General features: G+C 65.4%; 15 protein-coding genes. 10 read left to right on the top strand and 5 right to left on the bottom strand.

Annotated features, from left to right (window positions below; all coding sequences use genetic code 11):
* The first annotated feature begins 137 nt into the window (after positions 1-137).
* The 3 genes from PQR54_RS11150 (at position 138) to PQR54_RS11160 (ending at position 1,527) form a co-directional block, all read left to right on the top strand.
* Complete coding sequence (locus tag PQR54_RS11150) at positions 138-545, top strand: VOC family protein (RefSeq protein WP_408245492.1); 408 nt, start codon at positions 138-140, stop codon at positions 543-545.
* 213 nt (positions 546-758) lie between these two features.
* Positions 759-1,190 (top strand): DoxX family protein, encoded by a 432-nt coding sequence (locus PQR54_RS11155; RefSeq protein WP_012426441.1) that lies wholly within the window; start codon positions 759-761, stop codon positions 1,188-1,190.
* Positions 1,191-1,254: 64 nt separating this feature from the next.
* Positions 1,255-1,527 (top strand): hypothetical protein, encoded by a 273-nt coding sequence (locus PQR54_RS11160; protein ID WP_012426442.1) that lies wholly within the window; start codon positions 1,255-1,257, stop codon positions 1,525-1,527.
* Between the two features lie 118 nt (positions 1,528-1,645).
* On the opposite strand, the gene PQR54_RS11165 is transcribed toward PQR54_RS11160, so the two are convergent.
* Together PQR54_RS11165 and PQR54_RS11170 are read right to left on the bottom strand one after the other, a co-directional pair.
* The gene (locus tag PQR54_RS11165) at positions 1,646-3,133 is read right to left on the bottom strand and encodes an MFS transporter (RefSeq protein ID WP_408245495.1); all 1,488 of its coding nucleotides are present in this window, start codon (positions 3,131-3,133) and stop codon (positions 1,646-1,648) included.
* Between the two features lie 144 nt (positions 3,134-3,277).
* The gene (locus tag PQR54_RS11170; RefSeq protein ID WP_408245497.1) at positions 3,278-4,579 is read right to left on the bottom strand and encodes an MFS transporter; all 1,302 of its coding nucleotides are present in this window, start codon (positions 4,577-4,579) and stop codon (positions 3,278-3,280) included.
* A gap of 397 nt (positions 4,580-4,976) precedes the next feature.
* Here PQR54_RS11170 and PQR54_RS11175 point away from each other — a divergent pair, with 397 nt between their 5' ends.
* Positions 4,977-5,717, top strand: coding sequence for a response regulator transcription factor (locus PQR54_RS11175; RefSeq protein WP_408245499.1), 741 nt, complete (start codon positions 4,977-4,979; stop codon positions 5,715-5,717).
* A gap of 22 nt (positions 5,718-5,739) precedes the next feature.
* On the opposite strand, the gene PQR54_RS11180 is transcribed toward PQR54_RS11175, so the two are convergent.
* Entirely contained in the window at positions 5,740-6,645 is a 906-nt protein-coding gene (locus PQR54_RS11180; protein ID WP_132377684.1) for a dihydrodipicolinate synthase family protein, read from the bottom strand.
* A gap of 349 nt (positions 6,646-6,994) precedes the next feature.
* Between PQR54_RS11180 and PQR54_RS11185 the strand changes: the two genes are divergently transcribed.
* From PQR54_RS11185 to PQR54_RS11210, 6 genes are all read left to right on the top strand, one after another.
* Positions 6,995-7,951, top strand: a complete 957-nt coding sequence (locus tag PQR54_RS11185) for a 4-hydroxyproline epimerase (RefSeq protein WP_408245501.1) — start codon at positions 6,995-6,997, stop codon at positions 7,949-7,951.
* Positions 7,948-9,075: an NAD(P)/FAD-dependent oxidoreductase gene (locus PQR54_RS11190; protein WP_408246056.1), complete on the top strand. Its 1,128-nt coding sequence runs from the start codon at positions 7,948-7,950 to the stop codon at positions 9,073-9,075. Before PQR54_RS11185 ends, PQR54_RS11190 begins: the two co-directional genes overlap by 4 nt.
* Positions 9,068-9,346: a (2Fe-2S)-binding protein gene (locus PQR54_RS11195; RefSeq protein ID WP_408245502.1), complete on the top strand. Its 279-nt coding sequence runs from the start codon at positions 9,068-9,070 to the stop codon at positions 9,344-9,346. Before PQR54_RS11190 ends, PQR54_RS11195 begins: the two co-directional genes overlap by 8 nt.
* Positions 9,343-10,629 (top strand): FAD-dependent oxidoreductase, encoded by a 1,287-nt coding sequence (locus PQR54_RS11200; protein WP_408245504.1) that lies wholly within the window; start codon positions 9,343-9,345, stop codon positions 10,627-10,629. Before PQR54_RS11195 ends, PQR54_RS11200 begins: the two co-directional genes overlap by 4 nt.
* A gap of 380 nt (positions 10,630-11,009) precedes the next feature.
* Positions 11,010-11,777 (top strand): AraC family transcriptional regulator, encoded by a 768-nt coding sequence (locus PQR54_RS11205; RefSeq protein ID WP_408245506.1) that lies wholly within the window; start codon positions 11,010-11,012, stop codon positions 11,775-11,777.
* Between the two features lie 10 nt (positions 11,778-11,787).
* A complete protein-coding gene (locus tag PQR54_RS11210; protein WP_408245508.1) occupies positions 11,788-12,117 on the top strand; it encodes a hypothetical protein in 330 nt (109 codons plus the stop codon).
* Between the two features lie 124 nt (positions 12,118-12,241).
* Here the strand turns inward: PQR54_RS11210 and PQR54_RS11215 are convergent, their stop codons facing one another.
* Both PQR54_RS11215 and PQR54_RS11220 read right to left on the bottom strand, forming a co-directional pair.
* Positions 12,242-12,502, bottom strand: a complete 261-nt coding sequence (locus PQR54_RS11215; protein WP_408245510.1) for a hypothetical protein — start codon at positions 12,500-12,502, stop codon at positions 12,242-12,244.
* 156 nt (positions 12,503-12,658) lie between these two features.
* Positions 12,659-12,991 carry a YdgH/BhsA/McbA family protein gene (locus PQR54_RS11220; RefSeq protein WP_012426453.1) on the bottom strand — a complete coding sequence of 111 codons (333 nt, stop codon included), beginning with the start codon at positions 12,989-12,991 and terminating at the stop codon, positions 12,659-12,661.
* Between the last annotated feature and the right edge of the window lie 66 nt (positions 12,992-13,057).

A 13,057-nucleotide genomic window follows, 5' to 3' on the forward strand; every position in this document is an offset into this window, starting at 1 on the left:
CGGCGCGAAGCCACGAGCGCAACGCGCCGGTCGCCGCACGCGGATCTCGCGCACGTGCTAATTTTTCGTCTGGCCGCTGGCGGCGGATCGAGCCGATCCGCCGCGGCGCTTCGCCCTCCATCACGGTGACGAAAACCATGAGCTTCTCGATAGATACTCTCGATCATCTCGTTCTGAACGTCGCCGACGTGGAAGTCAGCGCGGCGTGGTACGCACGTATGCTCGGCATGCGGCGCACCGAGTTCGAGTCGCGCACCGGCACGCGGGTGGCGATGTTCTACGGCAATCAGAAGATCAATCTGCGTCCCGTGACCGCCGACACCGTCGCGTGGTTCACCAGCCGCGAGCCGGCGCCCGGCAGCGCCGATCTGTGCTTCGTCACGACCACGAGTCCGGCCGAGGTCAAGGCGCATTGGCTCGCGCAAGGCGTCGAAATCGAGGCCGGTCCGGTGGAGCGCGACGGCGCGCGCGGCAAGATGACCTCGGTGTATTGCCGCGACCCGGACGGTAATCTGATCGAAGTCGCGACGTATCCTCGAACATAAGCACGGCGGCGGTTGCGCCATCGGCGTGCGCCGTGGCCGCTACCGGGCGGGCCGCCCGGATACTTTTTCCATTCCCGGCGTGCGGCGCGTCCCGCGCTGCTTATCCTTGTTCGTGCTAGGAAAAGGCGGGCAAACTCCCTATTGTCCGGTGCAAAGTGGGGAACTGCGGGCTGCTGGCCGGGTCTGCTGCTTATTCATTTACTGGAGTGCCTCATGTCGCGTCCCGTCGATTCCAGCGTTATCCTCATCGCTCGTATCGCCCTTGCGGTGTTGTTCCTGTGGGGCGGTGTGATGAAACTGCTGGGCTACGCGGGTTTTGTCGGCTACCTGCATTCGAAGGGCGTGCCGTTCGTGCAGATCGCCGCACCGATCGCAACGGCGGTCGAGGCGCTCGGCGGCCTGTTGCTGATCGTCGGCTTCAAGGTGCGCCCGCTCGCGCTGATCATGGCGGTGTACACGGTGGCGACCGCGGTGCTGGGCCACGATTTCTGGAATGTCACCGACGCCGCCTTGCAACGCGACATGGTGATCCATTTCTGGAAGAACATCGGCATTGCCGGCGGTTTCCTGCTGCTGTTCGTGACGGGCGCGGGCCGCATCAGCATCGACGGTGCGCGAGCGCCGCGTGGCGGGCTCGGGCTTTGATGCGGCAGTTGAGGTAGTCTGTGCGAGTCGCTTTCGATTCTGGCCGTAACCAAGGGGGCAAATAATGATTCAAAGTTTTGAGCAAATCATCGGCGGCAAGGCCACGCAGTTGTGCGCGAGTCTTGGTGAGGGACCCACGCCGCATCGGGTGATCATCAGCCTGGCCGATTCGGCGAAGACGCTGGTGGTGCTGGATGCGTCCGGGTTCATCAGCACGATCAAAGCCGAGATCGAGGAACCGGAGAAACTGATCGCCGACGCCATCGCCAAAGCGCAAAACGAAGGGCTGATCGAGCGCGCCATCGACACCGGCACGATTCAGGAAGCGTCGCTGTAAGCCGGGAGGCGGCGTGGCGAACTAGCCAGATGCCGTCGAACCAACGGTAATGACCCCCGCCATGCGCAAGCATCGCGGGGGTCGTTTTTTGTGCACACGATCCTGACAGGCGACACCCTCAACGCGATTCGCCGACCCGTTCGCGAGCTGCATGACGACGCGCGGCGTCCGATGACTGCGGCTGCGGATGCACGAAACAGCTCAGCACGCCGCCCATCACCAGCAAGCCGACCGAAACGGCGCTCGACGCCCGCATGCCCGCCACGATCTGCGCAGCAGTCGCGCCGCTCGCCAACGCGCCGAAAGCTGCCACGCCGACCGCGCCGCCTGCCTGCCGCGCCGTATTCAACACGGCGGACGCGGTGCCGGCACGTGGCGCGTCCGTCGAGGCGAGCACGGCGGTGGTCATCGCCGGAACCGCCAGGCCCATGCCCGACGGAATCAGCAGGAACGGCAGCAGCAGGCCGATGAGCGGCGTGCCGGCATCGACGAAATGCAGCAGGCCATAGCCCAGCCCGGCAGTGATCGCGCCGGCGATCATCGGCACCCGCACGCCGAAGCGGCCGACCACCCAGCCGCTTGCGACATTCGACAGCAAAAAGCCGCCCGTCAACGGCAGGAACGCGAGGCCCGCCTGCAACGGCGTATAGCCGCGCACCCGCTGCAAATACAGGCTCAGCACGAACACCATGCCGTAGTACGTAAGATTCACGCAGATGCCGAACAGCACCGCCACGCTGAAGGAGCGCTTGCTGAAGAGCGAGAGCGGCAGCATCGGCGCCGCGACGCGCGCTTCCACCAGGACAAAGGCGCTCGCCGCGATCAGCGCGAGCACGAAGGCGCCGGCCACGAGCGGGTGGCCGAGACCTAATGGCCGCCATTCGATCACAGCGGCGACGAACGCGGTCAGCGCGACGATGGCAAGACACTGGCCGCCCAGGTCAATGCCGCGCGGCTTCTTGTCGGATGCGGCGGCCGCCGCCGATTGCTTCAGTCCGCTAAACGTCGCGGCTTCGGGCCGTGGCACCCACAGCAAGGTCGCCAGGAAGCCGGCAGCGCAAATCGGCAGATTGACGAGAAAGATGCTGCGCCAGCCGAACGCCGCGATCAGCAGGCCGCCGACCACCGGCCCCGCCGCGATCGCAATCGCGCCCGCCGCGGTCCACAGTCCGACCGCACGCGCGCGCAATTTGGGATCGTGTCCGTACGATTGATTGAGCAGCGCCAGCGAGTTCGGCAGCATGGCTGCGGCGCCGACGCCTTGCACCGCGCGCGCCGCTACCAGCATGGCCGAGTCGAGCGCGAGGCCGCAGGCGAGCGACGCGAGCGCGAACAGCACGATGCCGGCCGCGTACAGCCGCCGTGCGCCGAAGCGGTCGCCGAGCGCGCCAGCGGACAGCATCAGCACGGCGAACGCGAGCGTGTAGGCGTCGACGACCCATTGCAGGCCCGAGACATTCGCATGCAGATCCGCGCCGATTTTCGGCAGCGCGATGTTGACGATAGTCACGTCGAGTTGCGTGACGACGAAGCCGACGCTGACCGTCGCGAGAACACGGCCGAGTGCGGACGAGTGGGGGGGATTTGAGGAGTTCATGCGATACATCGTAGGCTCGATGCAGCGCACCATGTTTCGGCGCGGCGTGAAGTGTGAATGTCACCAGCAATCGCAAGGCGTCGAGCCCGATGATGCAAAAAAAAACGGCGCACCGTTTGCGGCACGCCGTCGTTGCAAAGCACAAGCAGCCGATCAGTGCTTCTGCGGCGCGTCCTTGATGAACAGCGTGGTCAATGCCCCCAGAATACAGATCGCGCCGACGTACATCGGCGCGGCCATCGGGTTCGACTTCATCATCAGCGACACGGCGATCGGCGTGAGGCCGCCGAACACGGCGTACGCCACGTTGTACGAGAACGAGATGCCCGAGAAACGCACCACCGGCGGGAACGCCTTGACCATCACGAACGGAATCGCGCCGATCACACCGACGAACAGACCCGCCACCGCGTACAGCGGCACCAGCGCGGAGGTGTCGACGGCGAGCTGCTGGAACATCACGTAATACGTCACCGCCAGCGCCAGGCCGCCGATGAAAATCGTGCGCCCCGCGCCGATGCGGCCGGCGATCGAGCCCGCCATGACGCAACCGATCGTCAGGCACAGCGTCGCCACGCAGTTCGCCAGCAGCGCCGTGGCCGGCGCGATGTGGAATTGCTTTTGCAGCAGCGTGGGCGTCATGAGGATCACCACGACGATCGCGGCGGAGAGCATCCACGTGAGCAGCATCGAGACGATCACGGCGCGGCCGTGGTCGCGCAGCACGGCCTTGAGCGGCACTTCGGCGGCAATCGCCTTGCGCTGCTTGAGTTCGGCGAACACCGGTGTTTCATGCAGCCAGCGGCGCAGATACACCGAAAACATGCCGAACACGCCACCGACCAGGAACGGAATGCGCCACGCGTAGGCGGAGATTTCCGCCGGCGCGAAGTTGCGATTCACCGCCGAGGCGATCAGCGAGCCGAGCAGGATGCCCGCCGTGAGGCCGGCCGTCAGCGTGCCGCACGCATAGCCGATGTGCCGCTGCGGCACGTGCTCCGAGACGAACACCCAGGCGCCCGGCACTTCGCCGCCGACCGCCGCGCCTTGCATCACGCGAAACAGCAGCAGCAGGACCGGCGCCAGCACGCCGATGCTGGTGTAAGTGGGCAGCAGGCCCATCATCAGCGTGGGCACGGACATGAGCAGCACGCTCAGCGTGAACATGCGCTTGCGGCCGAACAGGTCGCCGAAATGCGCCATGATGATGCCGCCCAGCGGCCGCGCCAGATAGCCCGCGGCGAAGATGCCGAAGGTTTGCACCTGACGCAGCCAGTCCGGCATCGCGGCGGGGAAGAATAGCTGGCCGATCGCCGGCGCGAAAAACACGAAGATGATGAAGTCGTAGAACTCCAGCGCCCCGCCGAGGGCGGCGAGTCCGAGCGTCTTGTAATCGCTGCGCCCAAGAGGGCGTGGGGTGACAGCCTGCGCTCCACCCAGATTTGTCGCTTGCATTGCCTGATCTTGTCTTGAATTGGGAGCCACACGTAGCGCGTGGAAATACGGCGGTCGTCGGGCGAGAAGTGTGGCAAGCGCTGGGTAGAGCACGGGACACCGGCGCGCCGGCCCGGGTAGGGCAAGCGCGGTGACGATTGAGGCCAGGCGGGATTTTACAGGATGAAAGCCGATTGCTTCGGGAAGTGCTTAATTAGATTGGAAAAAGTTCCCGGGAATGTGCTTTTTCATCGGCAATCGCGACGACCGTGCTCTCAGGACTTGTCGTTAGCGAATGTAGGAATGCGGAGCGGCGTTGTCCGCGCGGATGGATTCATATGTAATTAGGATTGCTCCTATGGGATGGAATGGGCCCGCCTCTGAGAATCGCGTCCGAGCTATCTTACGAGTCCATCCCATGCGAATTGCCATTCTTCAGCGTGACCTGGTCATGCGTCAGTCGATCGAAAAGGTCCTGACGAGCACCGGCCATTCCTGCTCGACCTTCGACGACGGCCTGAGCATGTCGAGAGCGCTCGCGCGTTCCACGGTCGATCTGCTGGTGCTCGACTGGCAGGGCCTGCGCCTCTCGGGCGCCGAGGTTTTGCGCGCGGCGCGCGCGGTGGGCGGCGACCGTCTGCCGGTCATGTTCGCATCGGCGGATACGGCGGAGGAAAACATCGTGCGCGCGTTCGTCGGCGGCGCGGACGACTATGTCGCGCTGCCGCTGCGCGCAGCCGAGTTTCGCGAGCGGGTCGCTGCACTGCTGCGGCGGGCGTATCCGGACCGGTTCAGCTCCGCCAGTTTCGATGTCGGTCCATACCACTTCGACACCCACCGTCAACTCGTCATGCTGCGCGGTCAGCCGGTTCAGCTGTCCGGCACGCAGTACCGGCTGGCGTCGCTGTTTTTCTCCAACGTTGGCCGCGTGCTGTCGCGCGACCACATCTTCGCGATGGTATGGGGTCGCGAATTCCGCGAATTCACCCGCACCATCGACAGTCACGTTTCGCGGCTGCGCCTCCTGCTCGAGATCGAGCCGCAAAACGAATTCCGGCTGCAACCGGTTTATAAAAGCGGCTACCGGCTGCTGCATCTACGTCAGAGTGAAGCCACCGTTATCGATGCGGAGATCGGCGTCCAGAAGCAGGCAGCCTGACGCCAACCGCAGCCGTGTCGGATCAAATCTGCGGCAGCGCGGGTCGCGTTTCGAGCGCCTTGCGAATCAACGCTTCGACGGCCTTGCGTTCGTCGCCGGCCAGCGGCAGACGCGGCGGCCGAACCGGCTCCGTACCGAGTCCGACGATCGCCTCGGCAAGCTTGATGTTCTGCACCAGCTTCGCCGACACGTCGAGCGCGAGCAGCGGCGCGAACCAGCGGTAGATCGCCCGCGCCTCCTCTAGCCGTCCCGCTTTCAGCAACTTGTAGATCACCACCGTCTCGCGCGGAAACGCGCATACGAGACCGGCCACCCAGCCATGCGCGCCCATCAGTATCGCTTCCATCGCGAGATTGTCGACGCCGCAGAGAATCGCAAAACGATCGCCGACCGCGTTGATCAGGTCGGTCACGCGCCGCACGTCGCCACATGATTCCTTGATCGCGACGATCTTTTTCTCGTCGGCGATCTCAGCGAACATGTCGGGTGTCATGTCGACGCCGTAGGCGAGCGGATTGTTGTAGATCATCAGCGGCAGCGCGCTCGCGTCGGCGACGCTGCGGAAATGATGCAGCGTCTCGCGGCGGTCCGACAGGTAACGCAGCCCCGGCAGCACCATGTAACCGGCCGCGCCATGACGGCTGCCGGCCTCGGCCTGACGGCAGGCGTCGAGCGTGCTGTTTTCGGCGATCGTCAGCAGGACCGGCACGCGGCCGCGCGAAGCCTCGACGGCGATGTCGAGCACTTGCAGCTTTTCATCCAGCGAGAGCGTCGACGCTTCGCCCAGCGATCCGCACACGATGATGCCGTCCACACCGGCGTCGATCTGCGCCTCGATATTCTTGCCGGTCCACGCGCGATCTATGCTGAAATCCGCGTTGAATTTGGTGGTGACTGCGGGCAATACGCCTTCCCAGATATGCGCCACGACTGCTCTCCTGAGTGTTGATGTGTTCAGCGCAGTGTAAGCAGGGAAAATCCTGCCGTCTTGCGTGAATCGCGCGTGGCGAATGACGATTTCAGCATAGCCGCTTTGCCGGCTGAGTCGTCGGCTCAAGGTGGATAGCGTATTTCATGATAAAGGGCGAGGTGCGCCGAGTGCGCGCGAGCGGCAGGACGGCATGCGCTTCGGGTCGCGCCCGTCGGGCGTCTTGCACGCCGGCTCGGGCCGCGGTCGGCGTGAGCGTGCGAGGCCGTCGCGTGATCGCAAGGCTATGCCGAAATCGTCACAATCCACGCGTAAGCACACCAAGACTCCCACGCCCGCCGTTTCTACCATGGGCAACATGAAAACCTTGGACATCATCGACTCGCACACCGGCGGTGAACCGACCCGCCTCGTGGTGTCGGGCGGCCCGGATCTCGGCGGCGGCACGCTGGCGCAACGGCTCGACGTGTTCCGCACGCAGTTCGACGACTGGCGCGCGGGCATCGTCACCGAACCGCGCGGCTCTGACGTAGTGGTGGGCGCGCTGCTCTGCGAGCCGGACGACCCGACGTGCGCGGCCGGCGTGATCTTTTTCAACAACGTCGGCTATCTCGGCATGTGCGGGCACGGCACGATCGGCCTCGTCGTTTCGCTGGCGCACCTCGGACGGATCGGGCCGGGACGGCATCGGATCGAGACGCCGGTCGGCATTGTCGAAGCGACGCTCAACGACGACGGCAGCGTCGCGGTGCGCAACGTGCCCGCGTACCGGTATCGCCAGTCGGTGCAAGTGGAGGTGCCGGGTCACGGCGTGCTGACCGGCGACATCGGCTGGGGCGGCAACTGGTTCTTTCTTGTCGCGGACCACGGGCGCGCGTTGGAAGCGTCGCGGATCGGCGAACTGACCACGTTCAGTGACGCGATTCGCGACGCGCTGATCGCGCAGCGCATCACCGGCGCGGACGGTGCGTTGATCGACCACATCGAACTCTTCGGACCGGGTTCGCGCGACGGCCTCGACAGCCGTAGCTTCGTGCTCTGTCCCGGCAGTGCGTACGACCGCTCGCCATGCGGCACCGGCACGAGCGCCAAAGTAGCTTGCCTCGCGGCCGACGGCAAACTGGCCGAAGGCGCGGTCTGGCGGCAGGAGAGCATTATCGGCAGCGTGTTCGAGGCGAGCTATCGCCATGCCGGCGATGGCGTCCACGTGATTCCCACCATCACCGGTCACGCGTACATCACGGCGGAAGCGCGCCTTTGCTTCGACGAACGCGATCCGTTCGCGTGGGGCATCCCCACCGCATGACGGCGGACGCGCTGATCGTCGGGGCAGGCATTGTCGGCGCGGCATGCGCGGCGGAACTGGCGGCGCTCGGCATGCGGGTCGAGGTGCTCGACGCGCGGGGCATCGGTGGCGGCGCGACGGCGGCGGGCATGGGGCACATCGTCGTGATGAACGACTCGCCGGCGGAATTCGCGCTGAGCCGCTATTCACGAGACTTGTGGTTGGAGCTCGCGCCGCAACTGCGTCCGCGCGACGCGTTCGCGCGCTGCGGCACGCTCTGGGTCGCCGCCGACGAAAAAGAGTGGCAGGCCGCCCGCGCGATGCATGCCGCGTTCGAGGCTCAGGGAATCGCCGCGCAATTGCTCGACGCGCCCGCGCTGCGGGCTTGCGAGCCGGCGCTGGCGGCATCGATGGCGGGCGGTTTGCGAATCGAGCATGACAGCATCGTGTATGCGCCGACCGTCGCCGAGTGGCTGCTGACACGATCGCCGGGCGCGCCGAATATCCAGTTGCGTTTGGGTGCCGCGGTGGCGTCGGTCAGCGCGAGCGGGGTCACGCTGACGAGCGGCGAACACATCGGCGCGGCGCACGTGATCGTCGCGAATGGGCTGGGTGCGCAGCAATTGGTGGCGTCGGTGCCATTGCAGCCGAAGAAAGGCCATCTGCTGATCACGGACCGCTATCCTGGCCTGATCCGGCATCAGTTGCTCGAACTTGGCTACATCAAAAGCGCGCATCATGCGGCCGGCACCTCGGTGGCGTTCAATGCACAGCCGCGGCCCACGGGACAATTGCTGATCGGCTCGTCGCGCCAGTTCGACACCACCGATTCCGCCGTCGACATGCCCGTGCTCGCGCAGATGCTGCAACGCGCCGCATGCTATCTGCCGGTGCTGCCGACGCTCCATGGCATTCGCGCGTGGACCGGGTTTCGCGCGGCATCGCCGGACGGCCTGCCGCTGATCGGTGCCGCCGGCGATTTCGCGCCGGGCGTGTGGCTCGCCGTTGGACACGAGGGGCTGGGCGTGACGACCTCGCTTGCGACCGCGAAGCTGCTTGCAGCACAAATCGTGCGGAGTGGCACGGCGATTCCTCTCGAGCCATATTTGCCGGTTCGTTTTGCCCAGAAGGTGATTCATGAATAGCGTGGGCGCAGCGACGCGCGTAAGCGTGACGATCAATGGCCACCGTATCGACGTTGATGCGGGCACGACCGTGGCCGCGGCGCTCGTGTTAGCGGGCGTTCGCAGCACGCGGATGTCGGTGAGCGGCCAACCGCGCGCCGCGCTATGCGGCATGGGCGTGTGCCAGGAATGTCGCGTGACGATCGACGGCCGGGCGCATGCGCTGGCTTGTCAGACTTTGTGTCGGGAAGGGCAGATCGTTCGTGCTCAGGACGCGGCGGGCATCCGATGAAACAGCACTTCGATATTGTCATCGTCGGCGCTGGTCCTGCTGGTTTGAACGCCGCCTCCGTCGCCGCGCGCGCGGGCGCTACGGTTGCGCTCGTCGACGACAATCCACGCGCGGGCGGCCAGATCTGGCGTCAAGGTCCGGGCCACGCGCCGCAGGCGCAACTGCGCAGTCTTCTGACAGCGATCGGCGGGCAAAGCGCCATCACACACTGGCCGTCCACACGTGTCGTTGCACCGTTGAGGTCTCGCGGCCTGCTGCTTGAATCGACGGAATCCGGCGGCGCGTGCGTCACTTACGAGCGCCTGATTCTCGCGACCGGCGCACGTGAGCGGCTTCTGCCATTCGCCGGCTGGACCTTGCCCGGTGTGACCGGCGCGGGCGCGTTGCAGGCGCTCATCAAGGGTGGCATGCCGGTGCGTGGCGAGCGGATCGTGATTGCCGGCAGCGGTCCTTTGTTGATTGCGGCGCTCGCCACGGCGCGCGCCGCCGGAGCATGCGTGGTAGCGGTGGTCGAGCAGGCTTCGGTTTTCGACGTCGCGCGCTTCGGCGTTTCCTTGTTGGCGGCGCCTGCCAGGTTGCGGCAAGCCGTCGGCATGACGCGCGGTTTCGCGGGCTTGCACTATTGGACCGGCAGCATCGTCGAAGAGGCGCAGGGCGAGGGCCGCGTCGAGCGCGTCACCGTCAGGCGTGGCCGCGACGGCAGGCGAGTGACGCTGGATTGCGATCGCGTCGCCTGCGGCTATGGACTCGTGCCGAACATCACGCTGGCCCAGGCGCTCGGCTGCGCGATCGGCGAAGCGGGCGAGATCGTCGTCGACGGCGCGCAGCGTACGTCGGTCGAAAGCGTGTTCGCGGCGGGCGAATGCACCGGTGTCGGCGGCGCGGAGCTGGCCGGTGTGGAAGGCGAGATCGCGGGTCTCGCCGCAAGCGGCGCCGGCGCGGACCATGCCGCCCTCGACGCGCAACGTGCGCGCTGGCGCCGGTTCGGGCGCCGCGTCGACACGGCGTTCGCATTGCGGGACGCGGCGCGCACGCCGCCCGCGGATAGCACGCTGCTGTGCCGCTGCGAGGACGTGAGCATCGGCGAGGTGCGCGCCTTCGCCGACTGGCGCGAGGCCAAGCTGCATACGCGTTGCGGCATGGGCGCCTGCCAGGGAAGAATCTGCGGCACGGCGGCCGACGTGTACTTTGGGTGGCAGGCCGCCGCGCCGCGTCCGCCGTTCAGTCCGGCGCAAATCGGTACGTTGATGGCGGTGGATGCGGAGCCGCCGCCGGTTGAATGAGCCGCGGTGCGTCCACGCGTCTAGGCGTCCAGCGGATATTGTCGGTGGCGGCGCCGCCCTATAATCGACCGCATGTGCCGGGCGCATGTGCCGGGCGCATGGGGCGAGGCGCCGAGCGCCGAGTCCTGAGCGTCGGTCGGCAACCGTGCAATCGTGCAACCGAGCAACCGAGCAACCGTGCAACCGAGCAACCGAGCAACCGAGCAACCGAGCAACCGAGCAACCGAGCAACCGAGCAACCGAGCAACCAGCAACCAGCAACCAGCAACCAGCAACCAGCAACCAGCAACCAGCAACCAGCCACCACAAGCGCCCAAACCAAAAACCCAACCGCTCCCCCAACCGCCCCAACCAACGCCCCGACCAACGGAACCCGCACGATGAACACGCTGGCTCATCCGCTCGAACCGGACGAAGCAACGCTATCCGGCATGCTGTCGCACTTCAGGCTGCTCGAGCCTGTCTTCGACGCGATGCCGGACGTCGTGTTCTTCGTCAAGGACGCCGAGGCGCGCTACGCGCTGGTCAACCGCACGCTCGCGTCGCGCTGCGGCTTCAAGGAAAAGTCCGCGCTGCTCGGCCGGACCGCCGAGGACGTGTTCCCGCGCCGCTTCGGGCGCATCTACACGGCGCAGGACAAGGCGATCATCAACGTCGGCAATCAGATGATCGACCAACTGGAACTGCATCTGTATCCCGGCCGCCAGCCGGGCTGGTGTCTGACCTGCAAACAGCCGCTGCGCGATCCCGCCGGCAAGGTGGTCGGCCTCGCCGGCATTTCCCGCGATCTGAAGGCGGACGAAAGCAGCCATCCGGCCTACAGCCGCCTCGCCGCGGTCGTGCAGTCCATCCAGGAAAATTACGTTCAGCCTTTGAATCTGAAGCAACTCGCGGCCATGGCGAATATGTCGGTCGCGCAACTGGAGCGCTACTTTCACAAGGTGTTTCATCTGACGCCGCGCCAGGTGTTGCTGAAAACCCGCCTGGACGCCGCCACGGCGCTGCTGGTGTCGCACGACAAGGTCACCGACGTCGCCGCGCTGTGCGGCTACACCGACCACAGCGCGTTCACGCGCCAATTCAAGGCGACCGTCGGCATCACGCCGACCGAATACCGCATGCTGCTGCACGGCACTTCGCGGAGTTGAACCGCAGCACATGGCTCGTCGCAAGCACCATTACTACGTCTACGTCGTCGCGCTGGACGACAAGGTCTGGAACGAGGCGCGTTTTCGCCGCGCGAATCCGGACTACCGGTTCGACAAGCCTTGCGTGTACGTGGGAATGACGGGACTGGACCCGGATCTGCGCTTCGACCGGCACAAGGCCGGCATTCAGGCCAATCGCTATGTACGCGATTACGGCTTGCGCCTTTTGCCCGAACTGTACGAGGTATTCAATCCCATGCCTTACCGCGGCGCACAGGACATGGAAGTGGAATTGGCGATTGGACTGCGTGAAGCGGGGTACGGCGTGTGGCAGGCGTGATTGCGCTTGAGCCGGTCGCGCGTTTGTCGGCGTGGGTCTTGGCCGGCGTTCTGCCAGGTCAAACGACCTGAGACCTATACGTCCGTGCTTCGTGCGCTTTCGAGCTCGAATCCGACCGCGCGCGTTACTTTATGCCAAGGCCGCGCAGCACGGCGTTGCCCTCGGGCGTCAGACGGATATGCGAAGCGCCTGCGTCGCCGGACACGGTTTCGATCAATCCGGCTTCGTGAAGCTGCGGAATCTCGGGTTTGGCAAGCGCGTCGATCGGCGCGTGCAGCAACAGCAGCAGCGTCGCCAGCTCGTGGTGGCTCAGCAGGCGACGCAGCATGGTCGGTCGCTTGGCCGGCGCCGGGGAGTCGTTCGTGTGTTGATCGGGCTGGTTCATGGTTCGCACCTTGTGCGGTTTGGTATCGGGTGGATGATGCGGACGAAGTCTTAAACGATTCTTAAGACGGCATTGTCCTGTAACACCATGACACGAACATTGCATCGAACCATGTTACCGATTGTCACACTTACGCTTTCTTTCCCCCGCGAAGCCTTACGGGGCGCAGGTTTTGCCCGCCGACTCGATCCACAGATTGCTCACGTGGCGCTTGCCCGCATAGAAACGGTAAGTCGTCGCGCCGTTGTCGCTGCGGACCTTGACGATATTCGAATCGCCGAAGTCGAGCATCTGGCCTTGTGGGATCGCCGTGGACTTGAACGCGGCGTCATGGCTGGTGGCCAATTGCGTGAGGCACGAGACCACGTCGTTGACGGAGCGCTGCGTGGTGGTGTCCGTAACGGGCTCGCCGGCATCCGGATTCTTCTGGAAGTACGCGCAAGCGCTGAGGAGCAGGGGAATTGACAGGACTACGGCAAACTTCTTCATATCTCTCCTGACGTTACATTCGGCCGACGGTGGCGCGCGGCGCCTGCTTGTGGCTCTACCGGGCGG

This window comes from Paraburkholderia phytofirmans, from assembly GCF_046028095.1.
Taxonomy (GTDB): Bacteria; Pseudomonadota; Gammaproteobacteria; order Burkholderiales; family Burkholderiaceae; genus Paraburkholderia; species Paraburkholderia phytofirmans_A.

What these genes read in the sequence shown, in the direction of transcription:
- PQR54_RS11150 (WP_408245492.1), top strand. Translation starts at nt 138, where the DNA reads ATGAGCTTCTCGATAGATACTCTCGATCATCTCGTTCTGAACGTCGCC.
- PQR54_RS11155 (WP_012426441.1), top strand. Translation starts at nt 759, where the DNA reads ATGTCGCGTCCCGTCGATTCCAGCGTTATCCTCATCGCTCGTATCGCC.
- PQR54_RS11160 (WP_012426442.1), top strand. Translation starts at nt 1,255, where the DNA reads ATGATTCAAAGTTTTGAGCAAATCATCGGCGGCAAGGCCACGCAGTTG.
- PQR54_RS11165 (WP_408245495.1), bottom strand. Translation starts at nt 3,133, where the DNA reads ATGTATCGCATGAACTCCTCAAATCCCCCCCACTCGTCCGCACTCGGC.
- PQR54_RS11170 (WP_408245497.1), bottom strand. Translation starts at nt 4,579, where the DNA reads ATGCAAGCGACAAATCTGGGTGGAGCGCAGGCTGTCACCCCACGCCCT.
- PQR54_RS11175 (WP_408245499.1), top strand. Translation starts at nt 4,977, where the DNA reads ATGCGAATTGCCATTCTTCAGCGTGACCTGGTCATGCGTCAGTCGATC.
- PQR54_RS11185 (WP_408245501.1), top strand. Translation starts at nt 6,995, where the DNA reads ATGGGCAACATGAAAACCTTGGACATCATCGACTCGCACACCGGCGGT.
- PQR54_RS11190 (WP_408246056.1), top strand. Translation starts at nt 7,948, where the DNA reads ATGACGGCGGACGCGCTGATCGTCGGGGCAGGCATTGTCGGCGCGGCA.
- PQR54_RS11195 (WP_408245502.1), top strand. Translation starts at nt 9,068, where the DNA reads ATGAATAGCGTGGGCGCAGCGACGCGCGTAAGCGTGACGATCAATGGC.
- PQR54_RS11200 (WP_408245504.1), top strand. Translation starts at nt 9,343, where the DNA reads ATGAAACAGCACTTCGATATTGTCATCGTCGGCGCTGGTCCTGCTGGT.
- PQR54_RS11205 (WP_408245506.1), top strand. Translation starts at nt 11,010, where the DNA reads ATGAACACGCTGGCTCATCCGCTCGAACCGGACGAAGCAACGCTATCC.
- PQR54_RS11210 (WP_408245508.1), top strand. Translation starts at nt 11,788, where the DNA reads ATGGCTCGTCGCAAGCACCATTACTACGTCTACGTCGTCGCGCTGGAC.
- PQR54_RS11215 (WP_408245510.1), bottom strand. Translation starts at nt 12,502, where the DNA reads ATGAACCAGCCCGATCAACACACGAACGACTCCCCGGCGCCGGCCAAG.
- PQR54_RS11220 (WP_012426453.1), bottom strand. Translation starts at nt 12,991, where the DNA reads ATGAAGAAGTTTGCCGTAGTCCTGTCAATTCCCCTGCTCCTCAGCGCT.